Origin of the sequence: Streptomyces sp. NBC_01233 (assembly GCF_035989305.1) — a bacterium.
In the GTDB taxonomy this organism is placed as follows: Bacteria; Actinomycetota; Actinomycetes; order Streptomycetales; family Streptomycetaceae; genus Streptomyces.
This window is the reverse complement of sequence record NZ_CP108514.1, coordinates 8,593,883-8,607,593: the sequence shown is the minus strand read 5'-3', so window position 1 is coordinate 8,607,593 and position 13,711 is coordinate 8,593,883. Positions and strand designations below refer to the sequence as shown.

At 73.1% G+C, this 13,711-nt stretch carries 12 protein-coding genes and 2 pseudogenes; 7 read left to right on the top strand and 7 right to left on the bottom strand.

The genetic code is table 11. From position 1 onward, the window contains the following. Nucleotides 1-37 precede the first annotated feature (37 nt). Together OG332_RS40170 and OG332_RS40165 are read right to left on the bottom strand one after the other, a co-directional pair. On the bottom strand, nt 38-415 hold the full coding sequence (locus OG332_RS40170; protein ID WP_327418070.1) for a VOC family protein: 378 nt from the start codon (nt 413-415) through the stop codon (nt 38-40). Nucleotides 416-424: 9 nt separating this feature from the next. Then, a complete protein-coding gene (locus tag OG332_RS40165) occupies nt 425-1,063 on the bottom strand; it encodes a TetR/AcrR family transcriptional regulator (protein WP_327418069.1) in 639 nt (212 codons plus the stop codon). Between the two features lie 80 nt (nt 1,064-1,143). Between OG332_RS40165 and OG332_RS40160 the strand changes: the two genes are divergently transcribed. The 3 genes from OG332_RS40160 (at nt 1,144) to OG332_RS40150 (ending at nt 4,316) form a co-directional block, all read left to right on the top strand. Beyond that, nucleotides 1,144-2,352 (top strand): FAD-dependent monooxygenase, encoded by a 1,209-nt coding sequence (locus OG332_RS40160; protein ID WP_327418068.1) that lies wholly within the window; start codon nt 1,144-1,146, stop codon nt 2,350-2,352. A gap of 38 nt (nt 2,353-2,390) precedes the next feature. Continuing rightward, nucleotides 2,391-2,840: a nitroreductase family deazaflavin-dependent oxidoreductase gene (locus OG332_RS40155; protein WP_327418067.1), complete on the top strand. Its 450-nt coding sequence runs from the start codon at nt 2,391-2,393 to the stop codon at nt 2,838-2,840. 282 nt (nt 2,841-3,122) lie between these two features. Then, complete coding sequence (locus tag OG332_RS40150) at nt 3,123-4,316, top strand: IS30 family transposase (protein WP_327419355.1); 1,194 nt, start codon at nt 3,123-3,125, stop codon at nt 4,314-4,316. A 53-nt stretch (nt 4,317-4,369) separates the two neighbouring features. Here the strand turns inward: OG332_RS40150 and OG332_RS40145 are convergent, their stop codons facing one another. Further along, entirely contained in the window at nt 4,370-5,284 is a 915-nt protein-coding gene (locus OG332_RS40145) for an alpha/beta fold hydrolase (RefSeq protein ID WP_327418066.1), read from the bottom strand. Nucleotides 5,285-5,546: 262 nt separating this feature from the next. Then, on the bottom strand, nt 5,547-6,125 hold the full coding sequence (locus OG332_RS40140) for a TetR/AcrR family transcriptional regulator (protein ID WP_327418065.1): 579 nt from the start codon (nt 6,123-6,125) through the stop codon (nt 5,547-5,549). A gap of 90 nt (nt 6,126-6,215) precedes the next feature. Between OG332_RS40140 and OG332_RS40135 the strand changes: the two genes are divergently transcribed. The 3 genes and pseudogenes from OG332_RS40135 to OG332_RS40125 all read left to right on the top strand — a co-directional run bounded on the left by OG332_RS40135 (nt 6,216) and on the right by OG332_RS40125 (nt 8,388). After that, entirely contained in the window at nt 6,216-6,662 is a 447-nt protein-coding gene (locus tag OG332_RS40135; RefSeq protein ID WP_327418064.1) for a DUF1772 domain-containing protein, read from the top strand. A gap of 322 nt (nt 6,663-6,984) precedes the next feature. Beyond that, a pseudogene (locus OG332_RS40130) lies at nt 6,985-7,409 on the top strand (DUF4267 domain-containing protein). An 82-nt stretch (nt 7,410-7,491) separates the two neighbouring features. Continuing rightward, nucleotides 7,492-8,388, top strand: a pseudogene (locus tag OG332_RS40125) (IS5 family transposase). A gap of 19 nt (nt 8,389-8,407) precedes the next feature. Here OG332_RS40125 and OG332_RS40120 read toward each other — a convergent pair. Genes OG332_RS40120 through OG332_RS40110 form a run of 3 tightly spaced genes read right to left on the bottom strand, consistent with a single transcriptional unit; the run spans nt 8,408 to nt 12,948 of the window. Continuing rightward, on the bottom strand, nt 8,408-9,973 hold the full coding sequence (locus OG332_RS40120; protein ID WP_327418063.1) for a phytoene desaturase family protein: 1,566 nt from the start codon (nt 9,971-9,973) through the stop codon (nt 8,408-8,410). Beyond that, nucleotides 9,970-12,105: a serine/threonine-protein kinase gene (locus OG332_RS40115; RefSeq protein ID WP_327418062.1), complete on the bottom strand. Its 2,136-nt coding sequence runs from the start codon at nt 12,103-12,105 to the stop codon at nt 9,970-9,972. The genes OG332_RS40120 and OG332_RS40115 overlap by 4 nt, the downstream gene beginning before the upstream one ends. 27 nt (nt 12,106-12,132) lie before the next feature. Next, complete coding sequence (locus tag OG332_RS40110; RefSeq protein ID WP_327418061.1) at nt 12,133-12,948, bottom strand: oxygenase MpaB family protein; 816 nt, start codon at nt 12,946-12,948, stop codon at nt 12,133-12,135. A 402-nt stretch (nt 12,949-13,350) separates the two neighbouring features. On the opposite strand from OG332_RS40110, the gene OG332_RS40105 reads away from it, so the two are divergent. Next, the gene (locus tag OG332_RS40105) at nt 13,351-13,701 is read left to right on the top strand and encodes an SAV_915 family protein (protein WP_327418060.1); all 351 of its coding nucleotides are present in this window, start codon (nt 13,351-13,353) and stop codon (nt 13,699-13,701) included. Nucleotides 13,702-13,711 lie beyond the last annotated feature (10 nt).

The window sequence follows — 13,711 nt, the reverse complement described above, 5'->3', positions numbered from 1 at the left end:
GGACACCCGGCATCCGGCATCCGGCACCCGGCACCCGCTAGTGGCGGACCAGGCAGAAGGGATGGCCCGCCGGGTCCGCGAAGATCCGCCAGCTGCGCCCGCCCTCGTCGCCGTCGAGCAGCGTCGCTCCGGCCGCCAGCACCTGCTCCTGCGCACGGTCGAGGTCCGGGACGCCGAGGTCCAGGTGGAACTGCTGCGGCCGGGTGGGGTCCGGCCGGCGCGGGGGCCGGTGGTCCGCCACGCGCTGGAAGGCGAGGACCGGACCCGACGGCGCGTGGAGCGTCGCCCAGTCCTCGCCAACCGCCCAGCGCCGGTCCGGCTGGTTGACGTTTCCACCGAGCAGGGACCGGTAGAACTCGGCCAGCACCTGCGGATCGGGACAGTCCAGGACTACGCACTGCAGTTCGGCGATCACGACCGGATCTTATCCACGGTGCGCGAGGGCCGCGTCGATCATCCTACGGGCGACGGAGGCGAGTTCGGCCGGGTCCGGGGCCACCCGGGAGCGGGCGAGGGCGCCGGCCAGCCGGTCGTAGAGGAGCCCGTCCGTCCAGGCGACGAGCAGCTCGGCGGCCTCCTCGGGCCGGTCGGCCCCGAGTGCGGCGAGGATGCCCGCGGCCCGGGCCCGGGGCCCCTGCCCCGCCCGGAGGAAGTCCGCCTCCAGTGCGGGGTTGCGGGCCGCCTCCAGGCTGAGTTCGAAGCGGGCCAGCTGGCGCTCGCGCCCCACCGTCAGCCAGCGGTGCAGCAGTCCGGCCAGCGCGGCCGCGGCCGCGTCCCGGTCCGGCACCGGGGGCGCGGACGGACTCTCACCGCCGAGGTCGCCGAGGTCGCCGAGGTCCAGGTCGCCGAGGTCCAGATCGGCCAGCCGCTGGTAGCAGGCGCCGATCAGGGCCGTCCTCGTACGGAAGTAGTACGAGGTGCTGCCCGCCGGCAGCCCTGCCGCGCCGTCGACCGCGCGGTGGGTCAGTCCGCGGAGGCCGGTGGCGGCCACGAGGTCGATCGCGGTGTCGGCGATCAGCGTCCTGCGGTCCGTGACGGGTGTGCTCTGACGGGGGATGGACATCCCTTCACTCTACAGCTGTAGAGTGAAGGGCATCGCCCTCTACAGCTGTAGAGGACGGGGAGAGTGAAGGGGGACTCGTCATGTCGGCACTTCAGCGTCACGCGGTCGTGGCAGGCGCGGGGATCGGCGGACTCACCGCGGCCGTGGCCCTGCACCGACGGGGCTGGCGGGTCACCGTCTGCGAGCGGGCGCCCGGGCCGACCGCCGTCGGCGCCGGAATCGTCCTCGCGCCCAACGCCCTGCGCGCCTTCGACGCCATAGGCTTCGACATCACCCGCGCGGTGGGCCGTGCCGCGCCCGCCGCGATGGGCCTGCGCCGCGCGGACGGCCGCTGGCTGAGCCGCGCCGACACCGCCGCGCTGGCAGCCCGTTACGGCGGACCGCCGCTCGCCGTGCACCGCTCGGCCCTGGCCTGCGCCCTGGCCGGAGCGCTCCCCGAAGGCTCGGTACGGTACGGCGTCGCGGTCGGATCGGTGGACGGTCCGGACGGCTCCCCCGTGGTCCGCACCTCGGCCGGCGACCTCGCGGGCGCCGACCTGGTGCTGGCCGCCGACGGCATCAACAGCCCGCTGCGGCGCCAGTACTTCCCGGGCCACCCCGGCCTCCGCTACAGCGGGGAGACCGCCTGGCGCACCGTCCTGCCCGCCGCGGCGAGCCTCGCCGCGGCGGCCACCGCCGAGACCTGGGGCCGCGGCGAGCGCTTCGGCGTCGTCCCGCTCGCCGACGGCCGGATCTACGTCTACGCCACCGCCGTCGCCCCCGAGGGCCACCGCCCCGGCGACATCCGCACCGAGCTCCTGCGCCGCTACGCCACCTGGCACGACCCGATCCCGGCCCTGCTGGAGCGGATCGACCCGGCGGCCGTGCTCCAGCACGACCTGTACGACCTCGCGGCTCCGCTCCCCCGCTTCCACCACGGGCGCCTCGCCTGGCTCGGCGACGCTGCCCACGCCATGACCCCCAACCTGGGCCAGGGCGCCTGCCAGGCCATCGAGGACGCCGCGGTCCTCGCGCATCTCCTGGACGGGGCCGGCCCCGCGGACGTTCCGGCCGCCCTCACCGCCTACAGCGCGGCCCGCTGCGCACGCACCGACGCCATCCGCGTCCGCGCCCGCCGCGCGGGCCGGATCGCCGCCCTCACCCATCCGCTCGCCGTGGCCGCCCGCGATCTCGCCGTCCGCGCCGCTCCGGCCCGCGCCACACACCGGGCGATGGACGCCCTCTACGACGGATTCACCGTCCCGGGCGGAATGGACGTCGTGCCTGCGGGCGTTGGCACTCGTTGGTGAGGTTCGTTGACCGTTCAACGCGAAGGCAGGCGGATCCTATGACCACCGACATCGACTGGGACAACCCGACCGACCCCAGGCCGGGGAGCTGGCAGCTGGACCACGTCAAGGAGTACGTGGCTTCCAGCGGCGCCGAGGGTCAGTACTGGAAGGGCACCCAGACGCTCCTGCTCACCACGGTGGGCCGGGTCTCCGGCAACCCCGTGCGCACCCCCCTGATCTACGGCGAGGCCGACGGCCGCTACCTGCTCGTCGCCTCCAACGGCGGCGACCCCCGGCACCCCCTCTGGTTCCGGAACCTGACCGCGCACCCCGAGGTCCGCGTTCAGGTCGGCGCCGAGATCCTCCAGGGCGCGGCCCGCACCGCGAGCGCCGAGGAGCGCGCCGCCTACTGGCCGCTGATGGTGAAGCACTGGCCCGCGTACGACGAGTACCAGGCCAAGACGGACCGCGAGATCCCGATCGTGATCATCGAGCCGGTCACATAGGCCCCGCCGGACGACACCCTCCCCGGGCCGGGCCCTTCCGGCGGGTTCTAATGATCCACGCAACACCCTGGAGTTCAGGGAGTTGCGGGGATCGTGGATTTCGAGGTGCTGAAGGCGAGGTTCTTCGAGGCGCTGGACAGGGAGAACGGCAGCATCACTGCTGCGGCTCGTGCAGTCGGAGTGAACCGCAACACGGCGTTCGGGTGGGCACGCCGGGCCGGAGTCCGTGGTCGCGGCAAGCCTCGCAGGCCCGGCCACCCCGGTCGGGCGGAGTACGAGCGGCTGCGTGCTGCGGGAGTCCGGCGCCGTGATGCCGCCGCGCAGGCCGGCGTCCATGAGCGCACCGCTGAGGACTGGGACCGCGGTATCCGGCAGATCGGCCACTCGCGCCTGCATCCTGACGGGCGCCGCATCGACTACAAGACTGGTGTGACCACCATCGCCGCCACCTCTTCAAGGTCGTCCCTCGCAACGGTCGAGGCCGAACTGCACCCCAGGTTTCTCACGGTGACCGAGCGAGAGCTGATCGCTGATCTGCACCGTGAAGGCCGGTCGCTGCGCGCGATCGGACGGGCACTGGGCCGACCGGCGTCCACGATCAAGCGCGAGATCGACGCCCGGTCGGTCGATGGCGTCTACCGGCCGCACCGGGCCCAGCGGGCATGGGCGAGGAGCCGGTCGCGCCCCAAGGACTCCAAGCTCGCCCAGGACGGCCCGCTCCGCCGGTTCGTCGCGGAAAAGCTGCAGGAACAGTGGTCACCCGAGCAGATCTGCCACGCTCTGGTCATCGAGTTCCCCGACGACGAGAGCATGCGCGTGAGCCCGGAAACGATCTACCAGGCGGTCTACGTCCAGGCCCGTGGCGGACTGCGCCGCGAAGTCGCGGCCGCGCTGCGCACCGGGCGCACTCGCCGCAAGCCGCACCGCAGCCCGGACCAGCGCACGCGCCGGTTCGTCGACGAGATGGTGATGATCTCCGAGCGTCCTGCCGAGGTCGAGGACCGGGCAGTGCCCGGTCACTGGGAGGGCGATCTGATCGTCGGCCCCCGCAGCGAGAGCGCGATCGTCACCCTGGTCGAGCGCTCCACCCGCTACGTCATGCTGGGGCATCTGCCCGGCGGGCATACGGCCGAGGAGGTCCGCGACGTGCTGGTGCCCTTGATCCAGACCCTGCCCGGGCACCTGCGCGGCTCGCTGACCTGGGACCAGGGCTGCGAGATGGCCGCGCACAAGCAGTTCACCGTGGCCACAGGCGTGCCGGTCTACTTCTGCGACCCGCACTCACCCTGGCAGCGCGGATCGAACGAGAACACCAACGGCCTGCTACGGCAGTACTTCCCCAAGAGCACCGACCTGTCCGTGCACAGCCCCGAAGACCTCGAACACGTCGCCCAGCAACTCAACGGCCGGCCCCGCAAAACGCTCGGCTGGAAAACCCCAGCCGAGCGCCTGCGTGATCTACTGACGAGCACGTAGACCGTCAGGTGTTGCGAGGACCCCAAGAATCCGCCTCCCCGCCCGGGGCTCCGTCACCTCAGTGGCACATCCGTGCCACCTGCTCCAGCTCGTCCCCCAGACGGCCACGTCGCGCGGGCCGATGTGCGGCGCGGACGGGACCGTACGCGGAAGGGGTTGCGCGGTGTCGTCCCGTCCGCCTCGCGGATCATCAGGACCTGCAGCGCCGGCGGGATGGAGCGATCCTCGGTGAAGCGCAGGAACGTGCGCTTCACCCGCCCCCACCCCTCCGGCAGCCCCCGGGCGTCCGCGGCCCCGATCGCGGCGGACTCGTCCGGCTCCAGGGTGTTGAGCAGTGCGCGCACCTCGGCGTCCGGCAGGTCACTGCCCGGCGCCTCCTTGGCCGCCGCGAAGAAGGCGGGGTCGCCCGAGCGCCAGTTGACCCGGTTGACGCCGAGTTCCGGCGGGGTCCGGACGGCGGTGAGCCGGAACAGGGCGCTGGTGGCCGCCTCCGGGGTCGTCATCAGCTGCGTCACCGAGGCGTGCCGGGTCGGGCAGAAGGCGGACGCGTACACCAGGTGGGAGATCAGCTCGGGCACTTGGTTGGCGACCGCGTTCACCGTCACCCCGCCGAGGCTCTGGCCGACCAGGATCACGGGGCCGTTGCGGTGCACGGCGCGCACGACGCCGACGACGTGCGCCGCGCAGTCCGCCAGCGTCACCCGGGCGAGCGGCGAGGGCTCGGTGCGCAGCCGCTCCGGGTCCTGGGGGGTCTGGCAGGAGAGCGGGAAGTACGCGCCCGTCCCGTGTCCGGGCAGGTCCACCGCCACCGCCCGGTGCCCGCGCATGCCGAGCTCGCGCAGGACGGGCGACCATCCGTAGGAGTTGCCGCCGGCGCCGTGGACGAGGAGGAAGGCGGGCGCGCCGCGCCGTGGTGCGTCGGCGCCCGGGCCGTCACTCGTTTCGCTGCCGCCATTCAAGTTACTCATGAGCAGGAACTTTGGATGTGGGGGCACACCTGCCCGACTGGTTTCAGCCATCCATCCCGCCGGGCTCCGCGGCGGCGACGGGCCAGGGCGTGCATCGGGTCGCGATCAATGAGCATCGCAGCCTCCGGGGCGGGTGCCCCGTCCGGGGTGCGGGGCCCGGCGATCTGCGACTGCGCCGCATGAGCACGAGTGACCGGAAGCGTTGCCGCAGGCAGGCGGCGGGGCCCGAGGGCCCCAGCTGCATGCCCGCCGGGACGGTGTGTCAGACCATGGCGAGGCGGTCCACCAACAGCTCCACTCTCGGCTCAGCATCCTCGGGCAGCAGGCGGCCCGCTCGGGTCAGGGTCGCCAGGCCGTGCAGAGCCGCCCAGAACACCTCGGTGAACATCCCCGGGTGGACGCCATCGCCGGCGACCTCGGCGAGGCACTCGAGCAGGGCGGCGAAGGCGTCCTTCAGCGGCTCGGGGGTGTCCTCCTGCGCATACGCCAGGCCGCCGTCGAGCTGGAACAAGGCGTCGTAGACCGCCGGGTTGTCCTCGGCGAAGTCGAGGTAGGCGCGGGCGAGGGCGGCGACCCGCTCGCGCGGGCCGTTCGCTCTGGAGGCCGCGGCACGCACCGCCGCGGCCAGCTCGGCGGCGCCTTCCAGGGCGACGGCGCCGATGATCTCGCGCTTGCCGCGGAAGTGGCTGTAGAGGACGGGCTGACTGTATTCGATGCGCTCGGCGAGCCGGCGGGTGGTGACTGCGTCCCACCCCTGCTGCTCGGCGAGTTCGCGGGCTGTCGCCACGATGAGTCGCTCGCGCTCCGCCCGTTCACGGTCCTTGCGTTCCTTTACCGACATGCATTGATCTTAGCATCGCTAGACAACCGAGCGTTAGCAGTACTAGCGTTGCCTCATCATCTAGCAACGCTAGTTCACGGAGGCATCGTCATGCTCGACACACTCGAGATCGTCACCACCGTCGTCGTCGGCCTGATGGTGGGGGTGGAGTTCTCCGTCGCCTTCATCATGAACCGGATCCTGGACGCACTTCCCGAGGAGAGCGGCCAGCTCGGCCACGCCCACGGCGGCCGGATGCTCGGCACCCTGATGCCGTTCTGGTACATGGGCTCGCTCGTCCTCAGCGCGATCTGGGCCGTCGCCGGATGGCACCACCCTGGCGCCGGCCTCGTCGTCACCGCCGCCGGACTGCTGATCCTCAGCGTGGTCATGTCGATCCTCCTGCTCGTCCCGATCAACAACCGAAACAAGACCTGGACCCCCGAGAACCGGCCCGCCGACTGGAAGGAGCAGCTGCACCGCTGGAACCGCTACCACTACATCCGCGTCGCCGTCATCGTCGCCGCGTTCACCCTGCTGGTCGCCGCCCTCGCCTGACACCACCGCTGCCCCGGCATGCACTGGTTCGCCCCTGTGTATCGGCGGCTTCTGCCCCGTCGGGGCGAGCCGGAGCGGACATCGGATTTCCGACCCCGCGGGCCGAGGCCGCACCGGCGGCCAATCCCCACTCCTCGGGGGCGCCTGACCACCGAGATCCCGGCATTCGGGAATGCAGCTGCCGCTCAGATCCCACGACCGCGATCCCGGCGAGCTGCGCCCGTCGATCGGCCGCGTTCCACGCGGCCTGATCAGGTCCCACACGACTCGGCAAGCTCCACGAAGCTCACCAAGCTGACGAAGACTCGCATGGAGAAGAACAATGCCGCTGAAGAAGATCAACACCGTCCTGGCCGCCGCCTTCATCCTCTTCATCCTCTGGTTCGGGACGGAGTACATCCTGAGCCCGGAGACGACGGCGCCGGGCTCGACATGCCGAGCTGGCCGTCCGGCGACGGCGACGGCTTCCTGATCATCAAGGGAATCCGCGACGTCGTCTTGGCCCTGGTTCTGGGCATCCTGCTGGTGACGGGTCACCGCCGGGCGCTGGGCTGGGTGCTGCTGATGGAAGCCTTCGCCGCGTACGGCGACATGGCCAACGTGCTGGTCCACCACGGCTCCGTGGCCACTGCGCTCGGCGTCCACGGCCTGACCGCGACACTGATGGTGGTCAACGGCCTGCTGATCATGCGCGAGACCCGCAACGTCACGGCCGCTCCGGAAACGCCCGCCCCGCAGCCCGCCTAGCACGGATCGGGCCGTGATCAGTCCGTGGGTTTCGCCCCGCTCCATGCCCTGGCCCTGGCCCTGGCCCGGTAGACCGTCGTGCGTGACGCGCGCGCAACTGACGGACGAAGAGCGGGAGTTCATAGAGCCGCACCTGCCGATCGGCGAGTACGGCCCGTACCCCCAAGACCCTGCGGCAGCAGTTCGAGGGCGTGATCTGGCGGTTGCGGACCGGCGGGCAGTGGCGGGAGATGCCGAGCGAGTTCGGTGCCTGGTCAGCATCGGCTCCACCACACACGCCCACCACGACGCCGCCGGGATGCACCTGGGCCAGGAGGTCCTCACCGCCCTGGAGAAGACCGCCGCCGAAGAGGGGGAGAAGGCCCCGCCGAAGGGGGCGGCCCCGAAGAACAAAGCGGACACGAGGCCGAAGCGGCCCCCGAGCGGGAGGAACGACGACGGGTCCGCCGCCGGCGAAAGCTCCGCCTGAAGACCGCCTTCTTGGGACGCCCGCGGGGCGGGCAGACCAGCAAGATTCGCCTCGCCGCCGATCGCAGGTGCCGCCCGCTGGCGTTCGTGCTGACCGCCGGACAGGCGGCCGACAGCCCCCAGTTCATCCCCTTCCTACGGAAGATCCGGGTCCGTGGGCCCGTCGGCCGCCCCCGCACCCGGCCGGACGCCGTCGCCGTCGCCGGAGACAAGGCTTACTCCTCCCGCGATAATCGCTCCCACCTGCGCAAACGCCATCAAGGCGGTCATCCCGGAGAAGGCTGACCAGGCCGCCAACCGGAAGAGGAAGGGTTCCGGGGGTGGCCGGCCCGTCGGCCACGGCGTCGGCCTCTACAAGCAGAGGAACACGGTCGAGCGGCTGATCAACAAGCTCAAGGCATGACGGAGCGTCGCCACTCGATACGACAAGACCCCGGACAGCCACCTCGCCGGCCTCTACCTGCGCGCCTCGATGATCTGGATCAAAGACCTCGCCAGAGCGACTCATTGATCACGACCCGCTACGCGCCCTAGTGCCCGAGCACCGCCATCGCCGCGTTGTGCCCGGGGACCCCGCTGACCCCGCCGCCCCGGACCGCCCCCGCGCCGCACAGCAGGACGTTGCGGTGGGCGGTCTCCACGCCCCACCGCCCGCTCCCGCCCGATTCGGCGAAGGGCCAGGACAGGTCGCGGTGGAAGATGTGCCCGCCGGGCAGGCCCAGTTCGCGTTCCAGGTCCAGCGGGGTCTTCGCCTCGATGCACGGGCGGCCATCCGCGTCGAAGGCGAGGCAGTCGGTGAGCGGCTCGGCCAGGTGTGCGTCGAGCTGCGCGAGGGTGGCGGTCAGGAGTACCTCGCGGGCCTGGTGGTTGTCGTGTCCGAACAGCCGGGCCGGGGTGTGCAGGCCGAAGAGGGTGAGCGTCTGGTAGCCCTGCTCCACCAGCTCCGGCCCGAGGATCGTCGGATCGGTCAGCGAGTGGCAGTAGATCTCCGAGGGCGGTACGGACGGCAGTTCTCCGGCGGCGGCCTCCGCGTGGGCCCGGGCAAGCTCGGCGTACCCCTCGGCGATGTGGAAGGTGCCGCCGAAGGCCTCGCGCGGGTCCACTGCGGTGTCCCGTAGCCGGGGCAGCCGGCGCAGCAGCATGTTGACCTTGAGCTGGGCGCCCTCGGGCGCCTCCTGCGGCGGTGCCTCGCCGAGGAGTTCGGCCAGTGCCCGCGGCGAGGCGTTCACCAGCACCGTGCGGCCGACGACCTGGCCCTCCCCCGTGACGGTACGGAACACCACCTCGGCCGGAGCGGTCCCGTCCGTGTCGATCCGCAGCACCTCGTGGCCGGTGGCGATCTCCGCCCCGGCGTCCCGCGCGGCGGCCGCGAGGGCGTCCGTCAGGGCGCCCATGCCGCCGACCGGGACGTCCCAGTCCCCGGTCCCGCCGCCGATGACGTGGTAGAGGAAGCAGCGGTTCTGTGCCAAGGAGGGGTCGTGCGCGTCCGCGAAGGTGCCGATCAGCCCGTCCGTGAGGACCACCCCGCGGACCAGGTCGTCCGTGAAGTGCCGCTCCACCGCCTGCCCGAGCGGCTCCTCGAACAGCATCCGCCACGCGGCCTCGTCGTCGATCCGGGCCCGCAGCTCGGCCCGGGTGGGCAACGGCTCGGTCAGCGTGGGGAACACCTTCCGGGCGACCTGCCCGGTGGTCCCGTAGAAGGCGCGCCAGCTCTCGTACTCGCGGTCCGAGCCGGTCAGCCGGGCGAAGGAGTCCCGGGTGCGCTCCTCGCCGCCGCCGACGAGCAGTCCGCCGGGCCGGCCGTCGCGTTCGACGGGCGTGTACGAGGAGATCGTCCGCCGGCGCACCGCGAACCGCAGGTCCAGGTCGCGCACGATCTTCGCCGGGAGCAGTGAGACGAGGTACGAGTACCGGGAGAGGCGGGCGTCGACGCCCGCGAAGGGGCGGCTGGAGATCGCGGCCCCGCCCGTGTTCCCGAGCCGCTCCAGGACGAGGACCGATCTGCCCGCCCGCGCCAGGTACGCGGCGGCCACGAGGCCGTTGTGCCCGCCGCCCACGATCACGTCGTCGTACACGTCCCGCCCGAAGGTCGTCATGGCTCTTGGTAACACACCTGGCCGAGCCGCTCCAGACAGTGGGCTTCGTCGGCGTGGGCCAGCGCCGTGTCGGGATGCTCGTCGCCCAGGGACCGCTCGCGGATGCCCGAGAGGTCCCGGTAGATGGGCAGGGCCTCCTCCCAGCGGCCCAGCCGGCCGAGCCCGACGGCGAGTTCCCGGCGGCTGACCAGGGTGTCCGGGTGCTCGGCGCCGAGCACCTCGGCCCGTACGGCGCCCACCTGCCGGGCCTCGGCCACCGCCTCCTCCCAGCGTTCCAGGCGGCCCAGGTTGACCCCGAGGACGTGCCGGGCGCGCAGGGTCTCGGGGTCGGCGGCCCCGTAGGCGCGGGTGCGGTCGCGGACCAGGGCCCGGAACAGGTCGAGGGCCCGGGCGCTGCTCCCGGTGCGGCCGAGCGCGATGCCGACCTCGTAGCGGGCGGCCAGGGTGTCGGGGTGGTCGCGGCCGAGCACCCGTTCCCGTACGGCGGCGACCTCGCGGAAGCCGGCCAGTGCCTCCTGCCAGCGCTCCAGGCGGCCGAGCGCGTACGCCGCCTCGTACCGGGTCAGCAGGGTGTCCGCGTGCTCGGGGCCCAGGACGGCGGCCCGGTCGGCGGCGACCGCGGCGGCGGTGGCGTGGGCGTCGGCGAACCGGCCCAGCGCACCGAGGGCGCAGGCCAGGTTGTGGCGGCAGCGCAGGGTGTCGGGGTGGAGCGGGCCCGTGGTCCGCTCGCGGGCGACGAGCACCGCGCGGTAGGTGTCGTGGGCTTCCTGGTGGCGTCCGAGCCGCCCCAGCTCGTACGCCGTCTCCTGGCGCGCGGCGAGGGTGTCGGCGTGGTCCGGGCCGAGCTCCCGCGCGCGCCCGTCGGCCACGGCCGCGTACACGGCGAGCGCCTCCTCGGGGCGGCCCGCGCGGCTGAGGGCGTAGGCGCGCGCGTGGCCCGCGGCGAGTGCGTCGGAGCCGGTCTCCCGGGAGCCGGCGCCGCGCGGGAGGCCGTACGCCGCGGTGAGCCGCGGGTCCTCGGCGGGCTCGGGGCGCACGATGGGCACGGCGGGGCCCACGGCGGGCTGCCCGTCGCTCGGACGGAATGCGGGGTGTTCGCCGCTCGCGCGGGCGACGGGCTGTTCGCCGCTGGGGCGGGCGGCCGTCCAGGAACCGGTGAGCACGGCCCATTCGCCGCTCGCGGGGCGGGCGTCGATCCCGGCCTTGCGCCCGGCGGTCATCCCCCGGGCCCACGCGGGGAGCGGGGCCTGGGCGCCGGGCAGCCCGCCCGGTCCCAGCCGGGCCTCGACGAGCCGGCGGTGCACGTGGCGGGCGTCGCCGGGCCGGTCCTCGGGGCGCTTGGCGAGCAGGTCCAGAACCACCCGCTCGAAGGAGACGGGCAGTTCGGGGCGGTGCTCGCGCAGCGGCACGGGCGGGGTGTCGCGGTGGCCGACCAGCACCGACCAGGAGTCGCCGAGGTCGAAGGGCGGGGCTCCGGTGGCAATCTCGTAGAGGACGCAGCCGAGGGAGTAGAGGTCGCTGCGGTGGTCCACCTCACCGCCGGCGATCTGCTCGGGCGACATGTAGTGCGGGGTGCCCATGGCCATGCCGCCGCCGGTCAGCTTGGCCGTGAACCCGATGTCGTGGGCGAGGCGGGCGATGCCGAAGTCGCAGATCTTCACGGTGCCGTCGGTGAGCCGCATGATGTTGGCCGGCTTCAGGTCACGGTGCACGACGCCCTGGTCGTGGGTGTAGCCGAGGGCGGCGGCCATCTGCTCGGCGATGTCGACGACCACGTCCACGGGGAGCGGGCGGGTCTCGTTGTCCTCCAGGAGCTGGCTGAGGTTGCGGCCTTCGAGGAGCTCCATGACCAGGTAGAGGGGACCGCCCGCGGCGCTGTCGTCGCCGAAGTCGTGGACGACCGTGACACCGCGGTGCTGGAGGGAGGCGGCCACGCGTGCCTCGCGCCGGAACCGCTCGCGCAGCACCTGGGTGAAGTGGGCGTCCTGCTCGGCGCCGATCGGCTTGAGGCACTTCACGGCGACCTGCCGGCCCAGCGATTCGTCGCGGGCGCGCCACACCTCGCCCATGCCGCCGCGCCCGATCAGATCGAGCGACCGGTACCGGCCCTGGATCAGTCTGGACTCCGCCATGTCTTGAAGCCGCCCCCGTTGTCGTGCTTACGCCCTCCCCGGCCGGTCCAGTATGGCCGCTGATGTACGCAGTGTGTACGGCGAGGGGCGGCTCCCGGGGCCCATGCGACGCATCGCTTTCAAGATGTGACCTGGAGGCAGCTTCCAGCGCAGACCTGCGGGAATGCTGCGCAACACGCGTCCGGTGAGGCGCAGGCGCCGGGTGGTGCTGCGCGGCGCCGGTGCGGGTCGCCCGTACAGCTGGTGCGCCCAGCCGGGGAGGGAACCGTACGCGAGGCCGGCGAGCGGGCGCCACAGCAGGTTTCGGCCAGGCACGAGGAGGGCAGGGACGGGCGGGCCTCGCAGGAAGTCGTCCACGGAGTGCGCGTCGGGGCCGGCGGCGAGCTCCGGGCGGATCCGCTCGAAGTAGGCGGCGAGCCCGGCGGTGTCGGCGGGGACGCCGGCCGGATCGAGGCCGACGAGGCGGGCGTTGACGCGGTTCTCGTCGACGTAGCGGTCGGCCTGGGCGGCGGTGAGGCGGACGCCGGAGCGGCGCAGGACGTGCAGGAAGCTGTCTATCTGCGCGCAGTGGATCCACAGCAGCAGCTCGGGGTCGTCGACGGGGAAGGGTTCGCCGGTGTCCGGATCGGTGGCTGAGAGCGCGCGGTGGATCGCCCGGACCCTGCCGCCGGCGCGTTCGGCGGCCTCGCTGGTGCCGTAGGTGAGGGTGCCGACGAAATCGGCGGTGCGCAGCAGCCGGCCCCAGGCGTCCCGGCGGAAGTCGGAATTCTGCATGACGCCGCGGACGGCGCGCGGGTGGAGCGCCTGGAGGTAGAGCGCCCGGACGCCGGCGATCCACATCATCGGGTCGCCGTGGCACTGCCAGGTGACGGACGCCGGGCCGTACAGCCCCGGATCGGCGCCGGATCCGGATCCCGGCGCTGCTCCCGGTCCCGGCGCCGGACCGGGTCCCGGCCCTCGCGTCGGCCCGTGCCCGGGTCCTTGCCCGTGCCCGGGTCCCGCCGCAGGTCCTGGTTCCGGTTCTGGTGCGGCCGCGGTGTTCCCCATCCGTACCTCCCCGTCGCAGGCCCCCGGCGGTCCCAGCCTACCGATCCGGGGCGGCCGTCAGCGATGCGTATGAACCGGGCCGACTTCCGTCAAGGTCCCGTCAGGAGGTGGCGCGCGGGGCGCGGGGGCGGGCATAGCTTCGGCGTCACCGGCCGATCGGTCTCCGATCGGCGACCGCGGCCCCGCCAGGAGGACCCCATGTGCCTGTTCCAGTACGCCGACGATCCCGAGCCCGAGGAACAGGTCCCGGCCGGACCCCTCTACGTGCCCGTCCGGCCGGGAACCGCGGAGGTGGTGCTCCGGATGTTCCGCACCCCGCTGGGCCGACGCACCGCCGTCGGGTTCACCCGTCCGGACCTGCTGGCCGCGACGCTCGGCGCCGGCCAGCCGTGGATCCGGCTCTCCGAGTCCGCGCTCCGGGCGCTGGCCGCTCCGCTCGGCACGTACCTGCTGACGATCGACCCGGCCCTCTCGGCTCCCGCCGTCACCCCGGTGCCGGCGACCGCGACCCCGACCGCGTCCGCCGAGGCCGCGGTCCGTGCCCGGTGACGAGGAGGCC